11 protein-coding genes are annotated in these 14,014 nt (G+C 65.4%); 9 read left to right on the top strand and 2 right to left on the bottom strand.

Annotation, left to right across the window (positions count from 1 at the left end; genetic code table 11):
* The 4 genes from ABWW33_RS10480 (at position 1) to ABWW33_RS10465 (ending at position 5,887) form a co-directional block, all read left to right on the top strand.
* Positions 1-1,113 carry an ABC transporter ATP-binding protein gene (locus ABWW33_RS10480; RefSeq protein ID WP_353401331.1) on the top strand — a complete coding sequence of 371 codons (1,113 nt, stop codon included), beginning with the start codon at positions 1-3 and terminating at the stop codon, positions 1,111-1,113.
* Entirely contained in the window at positions 1,110-2,048 is a 939-nt protein-coding gene (locus tag ABWW33_RS10475; protein WP_353401329.1) for a carbohydrate kinase family protein, read from the top strand. Before ABWW33_RS10480 ends, ABWW33_RS10475 begins: the two co-directional genes overlap by 4 nt.
* Positions 2,049-2,136: 88 nt before the next feature.
* Positions 2,137-4,965 carry a TonB-dependent receptor gene (locus ABWW33_RS10470; protein ID WP_353401327.1) on the top strand — a complete coding sequence of 943 codons (2,829 nt, stop codon included), beginning with the start codon at positions 2,137-2,139 and terminating at the stop codon, positions 4,963-4,965.
* A 226-nt stretch (positions 4,966-5,191) separates the two neighbouring features.
* The gene (locus ABWW33_RS10465; protein WP_353401325.1) at positions 5,192-5,887 is read left to right on the top strand and encodes a substrate-binding periplasmic protein; all 696 of its coding nucleotides are present in this window, start codon (positions 5,192-5,194) and stop codon (positions 5,885-5,887) included.
* 6 nt (positions 5,888-5,893) lie between these two features.
* On the opposite strand, the gene ABWW33_RS10460 is transcribed toward ABWW33_RS10465, so the two are convergent.
* Positions 5,894-7,165: an SGNH/GDSL hydrolase family protein gene (locus ABWW33_RS10460; protein WP_353401323.1), complete on the bottom strand. Its 1,272-nt coding sequence runs from the start codon at positions 7,163-7,165 to the stop codon at positions 5,894-5,896.
* 157 nt (positions 7,166-7,322) lie between these two features.
* On the opposite strand from ABWW33_RS10460, the gene ABWW33_RS10455 reads away from it, so the two are divergent.
* The 5 genes from ABWW33_RS10455 to ABWW33_RS10435 all read left to right on the top strand — a co-directional run bounded on the left by ABWW33_RS10455 (position 7,323) and on the right by ABWW33_RS10435 (position 11,406).
* Positions 7,323-8,111: a hypothetical protein gene (locus ABWW33_RS10455; RefSeq protein WP_176652207.1), complete on the top strand. Its 789-nt coding sequence runs from the start codon at positions 7,323-7,325 to the stop codon at positions 8,109-8,111.
* Between the two features lie 88 nt (positions 8,112-8,199).
* A complete protein-coding gene (locus ABWW33_RS10450) occupies positions 8,200-8,844 on the top strand; it encodes a TetR/AcrR family transcriptional regulator (RefSeq protein ID WP_176652208.1) in 645 nt (214 codons plus the stop codon).
* 169 nt (positions 8,845-9,013) lie between these two features.
* Positions 9,014-9,667, top strand: a complete 654-nt coding sequence (locus ABWW33_RS10445; RefSeq protein WP_176652209.1) for a protein-L-isoaspartate O-methyltransferase family protein — start codon at positions 9,014-9,016, stop codon at positions 9,665-9,667.
* A gap of 11 nt (positions 9,668-9,678) precedes the next feature.
* The gene (locus ABWW33_RS10440; RefSeq protein ID WP_353401320.1) at positions 9,679-10,002 is read left to right on the top strand and encodes a rhodanese-like domain-containing protein; all 324 of its coding nucleotides are present in this window, start codon (positions 9,679-9,681) and stop codon (positions 10,000-10,002) included.
* 84 nt (positions 10,003-10,086) lie between these two features.
* Positions 10,087-11,406, top strand: coding sequence for a TolC family outer membrane protein (locus ABWW33_RS10435; protein ID WP_176652211.1), 1,320 nt, complete (start codon positions 10,087-10,089; stop codon positions 11,404-11,406).
* Positions 11,407-11,433: 27 nt separating this feature from the next.
* Here ABWW33_RS10435 and ABWW33_RS10430 read toward each other — a convergent pair whose 3' ends face one another.
* Positions 11,434-13,986, bottom strand: coding sequence for a circularly permuted type 2 ATP-grasp protein (locus ABWW33_RS10430; protein WP_353401318.1), 2,553 nt, complete (start codon positions 13,984-13,986; stop codon positions 11,434-11,436).
* Positions 13,987-14,014 lie beyond the last annotated feature (28 nt).

Raw genomic sequence — 14,014 nt, 5'->3', positions numbered from 1 at the left:
ATGGCATCTATCGCATTGCGGGGCGTCGGCAAGACCTACCCCGGCAAGGAAGCGCAGTACATTTTGCGCGACGTCGAATTCACCATCGCGGACGGCGAATTCGTGGTCCTGGTGGGGCCGTCGGGTTGCGGCAAGTCGACGCTGCTGCGCATGATCGCCGGGCTGGAAGAGATCAGCGCGGGCGAGATCAGCATCGCCGGCGAACGTGTCAACGACGTGCCGCCGGCCAGGCGCGGCCTGTCGATGGTGTTCCAGAGCTATGCCTTGTATGCGCACATGAGCGTGTACGAAAACATCGCCTTCGGCCTGAAGCTGGCCCGCGTGCCCAAGGCCGAGATCAAGGCGGCGGTGCAGGAGGTGGCCAGGATGCTGCAGATGGAGCACCTGCTGCAGCGCCGCCCGCCGCAGCTGTCCGGCGGCCAGCGCCAGCGGGTCGCCATCGGCCGCGCCATCGTGCGCAAGCCGCGCGCCTTCCTGTTCGACGAGCCCCTGTCCAACCTGGATGCCGCGCTGCGCGCCGACATGCGCGTGGAGATCGCCCGCCTGCACAAGCAGCTGGGCGCCACCATGGTCTACGTCACCCACGACCAGGTCGAGGCGATGACGCTGGCCGACCGCATCGTCGTGCTGGGACCGGCCGGCGTGCAGCAGATCGGCGCGCCGATGCACCTGTACGACCGGCCCGCCAATGTCTTCGTGGCCGGTTTCATCGGCAGTCCCCGGATGAACCTGGTGGCCGGCACGCTGGAAGCGCCGGGCCGGCTGCGCATCGGCGCCGCTTGCCTGCCATGGCAAGCGGCCGATACCGGCATGGCGCCGGCGGCCGTCACGGTCGGCATCCGTCCGGAGCATCTGGTGGCCGATCCCGATGGCGCGATCCAGGGCGAGGTGCTGCTGGTCGAACGGCTGGGCGCGGAATCCTATGTGCACCTGGACGTGGCGGGGCTGGACAAGCCGCTGATGGTGGTGGTGCAAGGCGAGCCGCCACCGGCCAACAGCCGCTGGCGCGTCAGCCCAGCGGCCGGCAGGCTGCACGTGTTCGATCAACAAGGCTTGCGCATCGAAGCAGGAATCAGCAACGCCGGCACGGCCGGCATATCGGAGGCAGCATGATCATCGTTTGTGGCGAGGCTTTGTTTGATGTGTTTTCCGACGGCGATACCGCGACCGGTTTCGCGCTGTCGGCCCGGATCGGCGGATCTCCGTTCAACCTGGCGGTCGGCCTGGCGCGGCTGGACGCGCGGCCGCTGTTCTTCGGCGGCCTGTCGTCCGATCAGTTCGGCCGCAAGCTGGCCGCCACGTTGACGCGCGAAGGCGTGGACATCGGCGCCGCCCCCCGTCCCGCCGCGCCGACCGCGCTGGTCATGGTGGAACTGGATCGCGAAGGCGTGCCGGCTTATACCCTGTACGGCGCGGCGACCGCCGAGCGCGCGTTGACGGTCGCCGACCTGGCCGGGCTGCCGTCCGACGCCGCCGCCATCCATGTCGGCTCCTATTGCATGGTGGTGGAACCGGTGGCGTCGGCGTTGCGGGCGCTGGTCACGCGCCAGCATGGGCGCAGCCTGATCGCCTTCGATCCCAACGTGCGCCTGACCATCGAGCCGGACCGGCAGCGCTGGACCGACGCCGTCGCCTGGATGCTGCCGGCGACGGATCTGCTCAAGATCAGCGACGAGGACATCGCCCAGCTCTACCCGGACATGACGCCGCAGGCCTTCATGACGCTGGCGTTGCGCAGCGGCGTGGCGCTGGTGGTGGTCACGCGCGGCGGCGCGGGCGTACTGGCCGCGACCGCGGCGCTGGCGCCGCTGGAACTGCCGGCGCTGCAGGTGGCGGTGGTCGACACCGTGGGCGCCGGTGACACCTTCCAGGCCGCGCTGCTGTCCTACCTGGCCCGCCACGCCCTGCTGACGCGCACCGCGCTGGAAGCGCTGGACCGGCCGGCGCTGCTGGCCGCGCTGAGTTTTGCGGCCAGGGCGGCAGCGATCACCTGTTCCCGGCGCGGCGCCGATCTACCCCGGCTGGAGGAGGTGCTCGCAAGCGATTGAGTAGCTGTAGCAGACATGACAACGTTGGACATCATCAGATTTACCCAAATGGCGGCAAGCCGCTGATAATCATAAAAGGAGATGCACCATGACTTATTCGATCACGCGTTACCTCACCCGCTCGGCAGCCCTGGCCATTTGCCTGGCGCCGGCGCTGGTGTACGCCCAGCAGCAAGGCGCCGCGGCTGCCCCGTCCAGTGCGGAGGCGGGCGCCGCCGACCCGGCTGCGGTGGTCATCGTCACCGGCGTGACCAAGACCACCACCAAGAAGAACGCCACCTTCTCGATCAACACCCTGAGCGGCGAAGAGATCCAGCGCCTGGCGCCGATGAGCACCGCCGACCTGCTGTCCAATTTCCCGGGCATCTATTCGGAGGGCAGCACCGCAGGCGAGGCCAGTAACAACATCACGGTACGCGGCCTGCCGGTCACCGGCGGCTACCGCTTCGCGCCGCAACTGGTGGACGGCCTGCCCGCCTACGAGGAACCGGAAGCGCCATTCATGAACAACGACGTGTTCATCCGCGACGACCTGATGACCGACAGCGTGGAAGTGGTCAAGGGCGGCCCGGGCGGCATCCTGTATTCGAACGGCCTGGGCGCGACGGTCAACCACATCACCCGCACCGGCGGCGACCATCTGGCGGGCGGCTACAAGATCGAATACGCCGATTACGGCTTCCTGCGCCAGGACGCCTTCATTTCCGGCCCGCTCGGCCCCAACCTGACCGGCGCGGTGGGCGGCTTCTACCGCCGCAGCGACGGCATCCGCGACACCGGCTACACCGCCGACCGCGGCGGCCAGGTGCGCGGCAACGTGGTCTACACCAGCAACGACCGCAAGACCACGGCGCGGGTCGACGCCACCGTGCTCAACGACCGTACCGCGTTCTACCAGAACCTGCCGATCTCGGTGCCGCGCTTCACCAACAGCGGCACGCCGGCCAACCCGACCGTCATCAGCCAGGGCACCATCCAGCCGCTGGGCATCGACTTCGCGCACGGCACCACCGCCTCGCCCTACAACCGCACCTTCACCATGCTGGGCGAATATGGCACCCGCACCATCGACCAGGCCGACGGCATCCATCCGGATTTCAAGATGTTCACGCTGAGCGGATCGCATGAATTCGACAACGGCTGGAAGCTGTCCTCGGGCCTGCGCCATACCGGCGGCAGCAACGGCTTCAATGCCGTGTTTACCGGCAACGACACGGCCACGGCGGCCAACTTCCTCAATGCGCGCTACCAGAACGACGTGATCTCGCCGGCCCATGGGGCGGCGCTGGGCTGCAATCTGAACAATGCCAAGCTGATCGGCTACTTCAACGTCCCCGCCAGCAATCCGTGCGCGGCCTTCGCCAACATCAGCCGCGACGACTTCATCCGCAAGTACGCCAAGGCCACCGGCGTGGTGGGCCACTACCTGAACGACGGCTCGCTGGTGCCGGCGTCGGCCACGCTGAACTTCGCGGTGCCGTTCATCGCCGACGTCGATGCCACCAGCACCTCGCTCGACCTCAAGGCGCAGAAGTCGTTCGAGCTGAAGGGCTCGCACGACCTGACCTTCGGCGTCTACAAGAGCCGTTACAGCTACGCGCCCAACTTCCAGGCCGGCCTGCTGGTCACCGACGTGGCGGCGCAATCGCGCCCGGTGGAGCTGACCGTGGTCGATGCGCAGGGCCGGCAGGTTGGTCCCGGCCTGACGACCGGCAGCGCGATCCTGCCGGGCTGGTTCGGCTTCGTCAGCCAGATCCATGGCGACGGCAACGCGGCCTATCTGCTCGACCACTGGGAAACCATGGGCAACAAGCTGAAGATCGATGCCGGCGTGCGCTGGCAGGATCTGAAGGCGGACGCGGTGCGGCGCGACCGCAATACCACGGTCGACCTGACTCCGGCCGGCACGGTGGTCGGCTCCACCCAGGATACGGCGGCGGACAACGAGATCAGCTTCCCCGGCAATCCGGCCACGCTGAACAAGACCTACCATGGCGTCGGCTGGTCGTTGGGCGGCAACTACAGCGTCAGCAAGGCGTTGGCCGTGTATGGCCTGGCGTCAAACTCGTTCCGCCTGCCCAGCCTGCAGGACTTGAATGATCTCAGCGTGGCCTCGGCCACGGTAGTCAACGGCAAGCCGGTCGACGTCAGCGCGGTCGAACATATCCGCCAGTACGAGATGGGGCTGCGTTATCTGACACGCGGCTTCGGCGCCTCGGTGGCCGTGTTCTACAACAATTTCTCGCCACGCAGCGCGGTCAATGTCTACAAGGATATCCAGTCCGCCTCGTGCGCGACGCAAGGCGGCGTGACGCAGATTAACTCCTGCCCGGACGTTGCCCAGCTCTATAAACGCGGCGTGCAGAACATCGGTACCGAAGTGGAACTGAGCTGGCGCCCGTCGGCGCTGGATGGCCTGGAACTGAAGGGCAGCGTGGTGATGCAGAACCCCAAGGTGAATGGCGCCAACTACACCATCACGCAGGAAGACAAGGATGCGCAGGGCGTGATCTCCGGCTACCACTACGTGCAGATCAGCGAAGACGGCCGCCGTCCGCGCCGCCTGCCGAAGGTGATGGTCAACCTCATGCCCTCGTACGACCTGAAGCCGCTGACCAACGTGCCGCTCAGCTTGTATGCGCAGTACCAGTACTACGGCTCACGCTTTTCGGAAGCGACCGACAACAACGTGACGCTGTATCCGGCTTACCACATCATCAACGCCGGTGCGCAATACCAGATCACGGAACGGCTGAGTGCGCATCTGCATGTGGCCAACCTGACCAACCAGCTGTCGTTTACGGAGGGCGACCCGCTGTTCAGCGACTTGCTGTCGCCGGACGGCACGCGCAACCGTGGTGTCGCGCGTCCACTGTTCGGCCGCACAGTACGGTTTAGCCTGAGTTATATGTTCTAAACCGCCTGGCGGTTGCCCGGGCTTGGCGCCACGGGGGGGCTGGTTGTGAACCTCACAGCCAGTTTCTCTTGCTGCGATCGGCGCCGTCCCGGGCTTAAAAAACCGAAGCAAACACGCGTATAATGGCCGCAGGCGAACATTTCTTGACGCCATGCCAGAGGATTACGTGGGAATGAAGAAGCTTCGCTTGCTGCTTTGGGTGGGGTTGATATGCTTGGCGACCACCGTGAACGCGGCCCCCACGGTCACCTGCGTTACGGAGGAAAACCGGCCCGTCAATTTTTGGGAAAACGGCAAGGTCACCGGCTTCAGCGCCGAGGTCGTCGAGGCCGTCCTCAAGGAAATCGATGTGCGGGCCGACATCCAGATGATGCCTTGGGCACGCGCCTACGCGACCGCCCTGCACGGGGAAAACGTGCTGATCTTCTCGATCATGCGCACGCCCGAGCGCGAACACTTGTTCAAGTGGGTCGGCGTGGTCTCGCCGCCCGACAGCTCCTATCTGTTCGCGCTGCGCGGACGCAAACTCAAGCTCGACAATCTTGGCGACGCGCTCAACTACAACATCGCCACCATCAACGGCGACGCGCGCGAGCAATACCTGGAGTCGAAGGGCTTCGTCAAGGGCCGCCAGCTGCATGGCAACGCCCAGCCCAAGACCAACTACGAGAAACTGAAGCTGGGGCGTGTCGACCTGTGGGCGATGAGCGACATCGTGGCCACGGATATTGTGCGGCGCGAGGGGAGCGACCCGTCCCAGGTGTTGATTCGGGCGCTGCAGTTGACCGAACTGGGCAGCGGCGGCAGCTATATGGCGTTCGGGCCGAAGACCGACGATCTTCTGGTCGAGCGGTTCCGCAAGGGCCTTGAAGCCGTCAAGGCAAACGGCACGTTCGCGGCGCTGCAGAAAAAATGGTTCTAGCCTGGCCTACACGGCTTTGGGAGGCGGCGGCTTCAGCTTGAAGCCGCCGGCGCGTATCTGTTCCATGACGGAGTTGTAGTCGCCGCGCACGGCCGCCGACGGCCCGGCCAGCGTCGCCAGCGTCGAGGCGACCTGCGCGCCCGTCAGCTCGCCGAACGAGGAGTTCGACCGTTTGAGTTCCTCGTAGATTTCCGCCCAGATGATCTTGTACATCTGATCGGTGGGATGCACCTCGTCGATGGTGGTGATCGGGCGCACGGCCGTCGTGTCGTACTGCGCCGCGCTCACCTGCGCGGCCCGCCCGGTCATGGCGCCGGCCATCAGGTGATAGTTGCCTTCGAACAGGCGGTTCAGCGTTTCCTCGCTGATGATATTGCCGACCTCGGCGACCGAGTCGCCGTTGCCGCGCGCGATCAGCGACAGGTGAGTGTTGTAGTTCATCACGCCCGTCTCGAAGCCTTTGATGAGCGTCACTTTTTCCTGCAGGTTCTTCACCGCGCGGGCGCCGGCGCTGAAGCGGCCCGACGTCACGTTCCTGGCGGCGGCCGTGTTGAGCGCCTGCTGCGCGTGCCACAGGTTGCTGGCGCGGCCGTGGGCGGGCGCGGCCCGCTGGATCTTCAGCGCCGTCGTCAGGGCGGTCTCGGCCTCGGCCAGCTGCTTGGTGTAGCGGACCGAGGTGAGGGCGCGCGCCAGGTTGACGAACATGAAGCGGCATTTTCCGCGGCGCGCGCGGACGATTTCCACCAGCCGGTTGCGCTGCACGTTGGCGACCGCGTCGGCCACCTGGTGCATCTGCGCGGGCGGGCGTCCGGCGGTGTACAAATCGTTGGCGCCGAACCAGACGAAGAACAGCGTGTTGCCCAGCTGTAGTTCGGTGGTGCGCAGGTCCGCCTCGAACCAGTCGATCTGCTCCTTGAACGTGCCCAGGAAGGCGGCCTTGGAGGCGGGCGTGTCGCCGCAGGCGCCACCTTCGGCGTAGTTCGCGTACTGGAAGGGATGGGCGCAGTCCAGCATGCTTTTCATGCCCAGATTGATGTGCCGTTTGCTGAGGGCGATGGTCGACTCCGCCGTGTTCGCCACCAGCGATTGCCCGCCGGTCGCCTCCTCGATCATGAAGTCGGTCCAGTTGCGGCAATCGCTGTAGCGCCCGCTCGGGCTGACGTACATCTCGTTGAAGGCGAGGGCCGCCTTGCCCGCCTTGGTGGTCCACTTGCGGCCGATGTCCGACAGGCTGTCGCCGAATACGATGACACTCTCCATCAACATGGGACTGGGCATGGGACGCTCGCTGGGCGTGAAAAAGGTGAATCTATTTTAATGTATTTCCGATATGGTTTTCTGGAAACATCGAGGATATGCATGGCGGTCGCCCGAAGGTGCGGCCGGGACTGAAAAAGATTATGATGTATGCAACTTATACACGGGCGGAGGAAAGATGGCGTTGATAGATATGGTCAATCGGCTGGCTGTAAATCACAATGATCGCGTCCGGGATGCTGTAACGATCAACGCCGGCGTCGAAGCGGCCAGCGGGAGACGCATCAAAATCAGGGCCGGTACCACCACGGTAACGCTGCAGGGCCGGCCTTTGGGAGCACCCCTCGGGACGCCTTGGACCGACATCCCGCTGGCCTCGGTGACGCTGCCGCAGATGACCCATTTTGTTAATTTCCTCACTCAGAACTCCTTTTTGCCAGGAAATCACAGAGGAGTGCTTAACAACGCTGCCTGGCAAGGTTTTTATCATTTGGCAAACAGAGCCCTTGCCTATACCAATCATGCCAACGCAGCGGTGGCAAATCCTGCCGAGCCTTCCGTTGCCTGCTATGACTGCGGGCTGGTACTGCCTACCCGGAATATCCAAATCGATCACCAGCGTCCCGTGGAAGGCAATAATACCGAAGCGGTATGCAAGGTTTTCCGCTCCATCGGATTGACCGTGGGCGCGGCGGCCGGTCCCAAAGGGGCGCACTTCGCCGGAATTCATCGCGCCAATGTCGGTGGCGTGGTGGGGGCGGCGGGGGCGGCAACCGCTGCCAAATACACGCTGAATAATATCGGGGAAATTTATCTGACTGTGGCGGATTGGTGCGGCCTATTAACCGGAAATCACGAACTCGACATGGCGTGCATGAATCACATTATTAACCTGCGCCCGCTGTGCCCTGCCTGTAACACGCCCAACCGGAATACGCCTCATTTCCCGGTTCCCATGGCGATGTAAAGCCGCTGGCCGCCACACCCTCCCTTGACGCTGCCCCCCCTTGCGCTTATATTAATGACTTATAAGTAAGTTAAAATTAAAACCACCCATGCAAGCCCCTCAAGATACCAAGCCACGCTGGGAGCGGCGCAAGGATGCGCGGCCGCAGGAATTGCTGGCGGCGGCGCTGGAGCAGTTCGTCGAGCGCGGCTATGCCGGCACCCGGCTGGAAGACGTGGCCAAGCGCGCCGGCGTGTCCAAGGGCACGCTGTACCTGTATTTCGCCAACAAGGAAGAATTGTTCAAGGCCGTGGTGCGCGAGAACATCGTCCACGCGATCGGCGAGGCCGAGCAGGCGGCGGCCGTGTTCGAAGGCCCCAGCGGCGAGCTGCTGCGCGCCATCCTGATGAAGTGGTGGAACCAGATCTGCGCCACCCATCTGGCCGGCATCACCAAGCTGATGCTTGCCGAAGGCAACAACTTCCCCGAGCTGGCGCAGTTCTACAACGAAGACGTGGTCGCCCGCGGCAACGGCCTGATCGCCAGCGTGCTGGTGCGCGGCATCTCCCGCGGCGAGTTCCGCCCGGTCGATCCGGCCGTGATGACGCCGGTGCTGGTGGCGCCGGTGCTGATGCTGATGATGTGGACCCATTCCTTCATGCCGACCTGCGCGATGCCGGCTATCGATCCGCAAGCCTTCATGGCGACGCTGATCGACGTCACCCTGCGCGGCCTGGAAGTGGCTCCGGCGTGAGCCAGCGCGCCGCCATCACCGCCCAACTTGCCATTTTGGTAGGTTCAACCCCCTTAAACTGCAGACTGTCGCAATTTCCCGCGAACCAGACCGTCATATCGTTAATATGTGCCTCGATGCCAGTTCAACGATAAAATGACGGATTATTTAATCCCGACTGAGTATTAAGATGAATATCGAACAAGCCCGCTTCAACATGATCGAACAGCAAATCCGTCCCTGGGACGTCCTGGATCCGGAGGTTCTGGAGTTGCTGCTGGTAGTGAAACGCGAGAATTTCGTGCCGGCCGCGCACAAGGCGCTGGCGTTTGTCGACGCGGAAATCCCGCTGCCGGGCGGCGAGAACATGCTGATGCCGAAGGTGGAGGCGCGCCTGCTGCAGGACGTCAAGCTGAAGAAGCATGAGAACGTGCTGGAAATCGGCGCCGGCTCCGGTTACATGGCCGCGCTGCTGGCGTACAAGGCCCGTCATGTGACGACCGTGGAAATCTCGCCGGAGCTGAAGGCGCTGGCGGAAAAGAATTTGGCCGACAACGGCGTCACCAACGTGACCGTGGAACTGGGCAACGGCGCCCAGGGCTGGTCCAAGGGCGCGCCGTTCGACGTCATCGTGGTATCGGGCTCGCTGCCGGTGCTGCCGGAAGCGCTGCTGCAGCAACTGAACGTGGGCGGCCGGCTGGCGGTCATCATCGGCCAGGCGCCGGCGATGAAGGCACAGCTGATCACCCGTACCGGCGAAGCCGGCTACGACACGCGCACGCTGTTTGAAACCAGCGTCAAGCCGCTGCAGCTGGCGACGGCGGCCCCGGCCTTCGTGTTTTAAGCGGGCGGCGTATGCAGCAGATCACCGCCCTGGAACTGGCCGACTGGCTGGCAGACGATGCGCGGCCCAGCCCGATGTTGCTGGACGTGCGGGAAAATTGGGAATTCGAGACCTGCCGCATCGCCGGCTCGGTGCAGATCCCGATGAATACCATACCGGCGCGCATCGACGACCTGGATGAGGATGCGGCGATCGTCTGCATCTGCCACCACGGTGCGCGCAGCATGCAGGTGGCCGCCTTCCTGGAGCGTAACGGCTTCGGCCAGATGGTCAACCTGACCGGCGGCATCCACGCCTGGGCGCTGCAAGTCGATGGCACGATGGCCAAGTATTGAGATGCCGCGTTGAAACGGCGCGGCGCAAAGGTAGCAGTGTTTTTGATTTGATCAACTTTTTTGATGACTCCAACGGAGAATGCAATGCAGAGACCCCTTATCGCCGTGCTGATCGCCAGCGCCTTCTTGACGCTCAACGCACAGGCGGCCGACCTGATCCAGGTTTATCAGCAAGCGCTGGCCAATGACGCTACGTACGCCAGCGCCCGCTCGTCGCTGACCGCGGGCCAGGAACGGATCACCCAGGGGCGCTCCGGCCTGCTGCCGAGCATTTCGGCCAGCGGCAGCAATCTGCGCAACTCCGGCGACATCACCGGCCCCGATCCGGTCTTCGGCATCGTCACCAAATCCGACACCAGGTACCACACCAACGCCTACACGGTGCAGCTGTCCCAGCCGCTGTTCAACTGGGCCAACTGGCAGACCTACCAGCAGAGCAAGCTGGCGCAGGCCACCGCCGAAGCCACCTTTGCCCAGGCCCAGCAGGACCTGATCACCCGCGTGGCGCAAGCCTATTTCGACGTGCTGACGGCGCAGGACAACCTGACCTCGACCCAGGCGCAGAAAGTGGCGACCACCGAACAGCTGGCCTCGGCCAAGCGCAACTTCGAAGTGGGCACCCAGACCATCACCGACACCCACGAAGCGCAAGCGGCGTACGACCTGGTGGTGGCGCAGGAGTTTGCCGCCATCAACGACCTGGACAACAAGCGCACCGCGCTACGCGTGATCATCGGCCAGGAGCCGGGCGAACTGGCGCCGCTGCGCACCGGCGTGACGATCAACCCGCCGTCGCCGGCGGCGGTCGATCCATGGGTCAGCTCGGCTGAAGACCAGAACTACGCGGTGGTCGCCGCCAAGCTGAACGTGGAAATCGCCAAGCGCGAAATCGAGCGCAACCGCGCCAACCACATGCCGACGCTGAACCTGGTCGCCAGCTCCTCGCACAACGCCCAGACCGCCGGCCAGGCGATCAACAACAACGCCATCGGCGTCAGCTGGAACGTGCCCATCTTCAGCGGCTTCGCCGTCACCAGCAAGGTGCGCGAAACCATCGCGCTGGAAGACAAGGCCCGCAACGATCTGGAAGCGACCAAGCGCGCCGCCTCGCAAAACGCCCGTTCGGCCTACCTGGGCATGAACAGCGGCCTGGCGCAGGTCAAGGCGCTGGAAGCGGCGGAAGTGTCGAGCAAGTCGTCGCTGGATTCGAATAAGCTGGGCTACCAGGTCGGCGTGCGCATCAACATCGACGTGCTGAATGCCCAGAAGCTGCTGTACTCGACCCAGAAGGACCTGTCGAAGGCACGCTACGACACCATCATGAACGGCCTGCGCCTGAAGTCGGCGGCCGGTTCGCTGAAGGAAGACGACCTGGCGCCGGTCAACGCGCTGCTGGTCCATTAAGAACCAGTCCACGCGGGCTGGCGCCGTTCAGGCGGCCGGCTTGCCCGTGTGGCTGAAGAAGCGCACGCCTATCTGTTCCGACAGGGCCTGGCTGGCCAGGTCCAGGCGTTGCAGCAAGTCCAGCAGATAGGCGTTGCCGCCGTACAGATCGCTCTCCGGCGTGAGCGCCAGCAATTCCTCGTTGAGCGGCGCCAGCTTGTCCGCGCCGCAATCGCCGCTCGCCTCCCCCAGCTGGGTCAGTGTTTTCAGGACGCCCTGCACCTGGAACGCGATGGCGCGCGGATTGCTCTCGTCGAGCAGCAGCAGGTCGAGCAGCGGCAGCCATTCCGGCTGCGCCTGGTAGCGAGAGCGGTAGGTGATGATGCTGTCCGATAGCTCCAGCAGCCATTCCAGCTTGCTGTCGTCGTCCGCGTCCACATCCATTTCCAGGCCGTGCCGCAGCACCTTGCACTGGAACTGCAGCCGTTCGAGACGGCGTCCCAGCGACAGGAAGCGCCAGCCGCGATCGCGGTTCATGCCGTCCAGCGCATAGCCGCTCATCAGCATCGATTTTTCCGCCGCGTCGTCGAGCAGGCTCATCGCTTCGGCCTGGGTCGGCTGCCGCTCTTCGTCGGCGCGCTGCGCCATCTTGTTGAGCGCACGCCAGTTGTCGAGCGACATGCGTTCGCGCAGCAGGCTGGCCGACTGATACAGCTGCTGCTGTTGCCGCGCCAGTCCGGGCACGTCGGCCGAGACCACCGCGCGCAGCAGGGCCGATTCGATCTCGGCGTCGCTCGGCGGCGGCGCGGCTGCGGCCGGCGCCGGTGCCGTGGACGGTTGCAACGGCTCCGTCTCCGGCCGTTGGAGCAGCCCGAACCACGTGCACAAGGCCGTCATCGCCTGCCACTCGCGGCCGCGGTCGTCCGGCGGCACGTCGAACAGATAGGTCAGCGTGACCCGCAGCAGGCGGGCGATATCGTCGCAGCGCTCGGCGTGGCGGCCGAACCAGTGCAGGTTTTCCGCCACCCGGCTCGACAGGTGGGTGTCGTCGCGCACCAGGTCGCGGCGCACGCCGGCGGCCCGTTCCGGGTGCAAGGGCGCGCCGGTCTGCGCGCGCGCCTGCACCCAGGTGTCCTTGCTGCCGCCGCCGTGCTGCATGGTGATGACGCGGGCGTCGGGGCCGGTGGCCACCCGCGTCAGGCCGCCCGGCATCACCACATAGCCCTTGGGCGTGGCGCAGGCAAACACCCGCAGGCCGGTGGCGCAGGGGTAGAGGCCGTCGGGCGCGCCGGACTTCCACACGGGAGCCTGCGACAGGCGCACCAGTTCCTGGGCCACGTACTGGTTGGGAGTGGCGCGCAGCTGCGCGATCAGCGCCTCGCGCGCGGCGCCCGCCAGGTCGGCGCCGAACACCGAGGCCTGGCGCATCTGCGGGAAGCTGGGCTTGACGACCAGCGTGTCGAGCTTGGCGACCACCTGTTCCAGCGCGCTGGGCTCGCCGCACCACCAGGTCGCCACCGACGGCATCTTCAGCGGCGTGCCCAGCAGGCGCTGGCACAGCGACGGCAGGAAGCCGAGCAGCGCGCCCGATTCCAGCAGGCTTGAACCGAGGCTGTTGGTGACCAGCACATTGCCACGGCGCACCGCCTCGGTCAGGCCGGCCACGCCCAGCGCGGAGTCGGAGCGCAATTCCAGCGGATCGCAAAAGTCGTCGTCGACGCGGCGCACGATCACGTGCACGCGCTGCATGCCGGACAGGGTCTTCATCCACACCATGTTGTTGCGCACCGTCAGGTCGCCGCCCTCGACCAGCGGCAAGCCCAGGTAGCGCGCCAGGTAGGCGTGCTCGTAATAGGTTTCGTTGTAGGGGCCTGGCGTGAGCAGCACCATCAGCGGCGGTTCGCCGGCGCGCAGCGGCGGGCCGCCGCCGTTGGCGGCGCAGTTGCGGCCCCAGGTCGCCAGGCTGGCGCGCATGGTGTCGAAAAAGCCGCCCAGGCTGCGCACCTTGAGGTCGCGCTGCAGGTCGGGAAAGATGCGCGAAATCACCGAGCGGTTTTCCAGCGCGTAGCCGGCGCCCGACGGCGCCTGCGTGCGGTCGCCGACCACCCACCAGCGGCCGTTGGGCGCGCGCGCCAGGTCCAGCGCATAGAAGTGCAGGGCGATGTCGCCCTGGTGGCGTATGCCCTGGCAGGGCCGCAGGAAGCCGGCGTGGCCGTGGATCAGGGCCGGCGGCAGCAAGCCCTCGGCCAGCAGGCGCTGCTCGCCGTAGACGTCGAGCAGTATGCGGTTGAGCAAGGTGGCGCGCTGCGCCACGGCGGCCTCGATCTCGGCCCATTCCTCGTGCGGCAGGATCAGCGGCAGCACGTTCAAGTCCCACGGGCGCTGCACGCCCTTGGCGTCGGTGTAGACGTTGTAGGTGACGCCGTTCTCGCGCACCTGGCGCGCCACCGCCGCGATGCGCTCGCGCATCACGGCCGGCGCTTCGCCCCTCAGCCCGCCGAGCAGCGCGCGCCAGTGCGGGCGCGGCTGCCCGCTGGCGTCGAGCATTTCGTCGTAGGTGCCGGCGGCGGCGGGATAGCCCGCGAGTAATTGATCTAACATGGTGCCCATTCTGCCATATGGCTTCCGG

Origin of the sequence: Duganella hordei, from assembly GCF_040369125.1 — a bacterium.
Lineage (GTDB): Bacteria > Pseudomonadota > Gammaproteobacteria > Burkholderiales > Burkholderiaceae_D > Rugamonas > Rugamonas hordei.
Note: the sequence above shows the minus strand (reverse complement) of the source record. Positions and strands in the feature narration are given on the sequence as shown.

Excerpts from the sequence above, each read along its gene's own strand:
- ABWW33_RS10430 (WP_353401318.1), bottom strand. The coding sequence starts at position 13,986 with ATGTTAGATCAATTACTCGCGGGCTATCCCGCCGCCGCCGGCACCTAC.
- ABWW33_RS10480 (WP_353401331.1), top strand. The coding sequence starts at position 1 with ATGGCATCTATCGCATTGCGGGGCGTCGGCAAGACCTACCCCGGCAAG.
- ABWW33_RS10440 (WP_353401320.1), top strand. The coding sequence starts at position 9,679 with ATGCAGCAGATCACCGCCCTGGAACTGGCCGACTGGCTGGCAGACGAT.
- ABWW33_RS10445 (WP_176652209.1), top strand. The coding sequence starts at position 9,014 with ATGAATATCGAACAAGCCCGCTTCAACATGATCGAACAGCAAATCCGT.
- ABWW33_RS10450 (WP_176652208.1), top strand. The coding sequence starts at position 8,200 with ATGCAAGCCCCTCAAGATACCAAGCCACGCTGGGAGCGGCGCAAGGAT.
- ABWW33_RS10460 (WP_353401323.1), bottom strand. The coding sequence starts at position 7,165 with ATGCCCAGTCCCATGTTGATGGAGAGTGTCATCGTATTCGGCGACAGC.
- ABWW33_RS10455 (WP_176652207.1), top strand. The coding sequence starts at position 7,323 with ATGGCGTTGATAGATATGGTCAATCGGCTGGCTGTAAATCACAATGAT.
- ABWW33_RS10470 (WP_353401327.1), top strand. The coding sequence starts at position 2,137 with ATGACTTATTCGATCACGCGTTACCTCACCCGCTCGGCAGCCCTGGCC.
- ABWW33_RS10475 (WP_353401329.1), top strand. The coding sequence starts at position 1,110 with ATGATCATCGTTTGTGGCGAGGCTTTGTTTGATGTGTTTTCCGACGGC.
- ABWW33_RS10435 (WP_176652211.1), top strand. The coding sequence starts at position 10,087 with ATGCAGAGACCCCTTATCGCCGTGCTGATCGCCAGCGCCTTCTTGACG.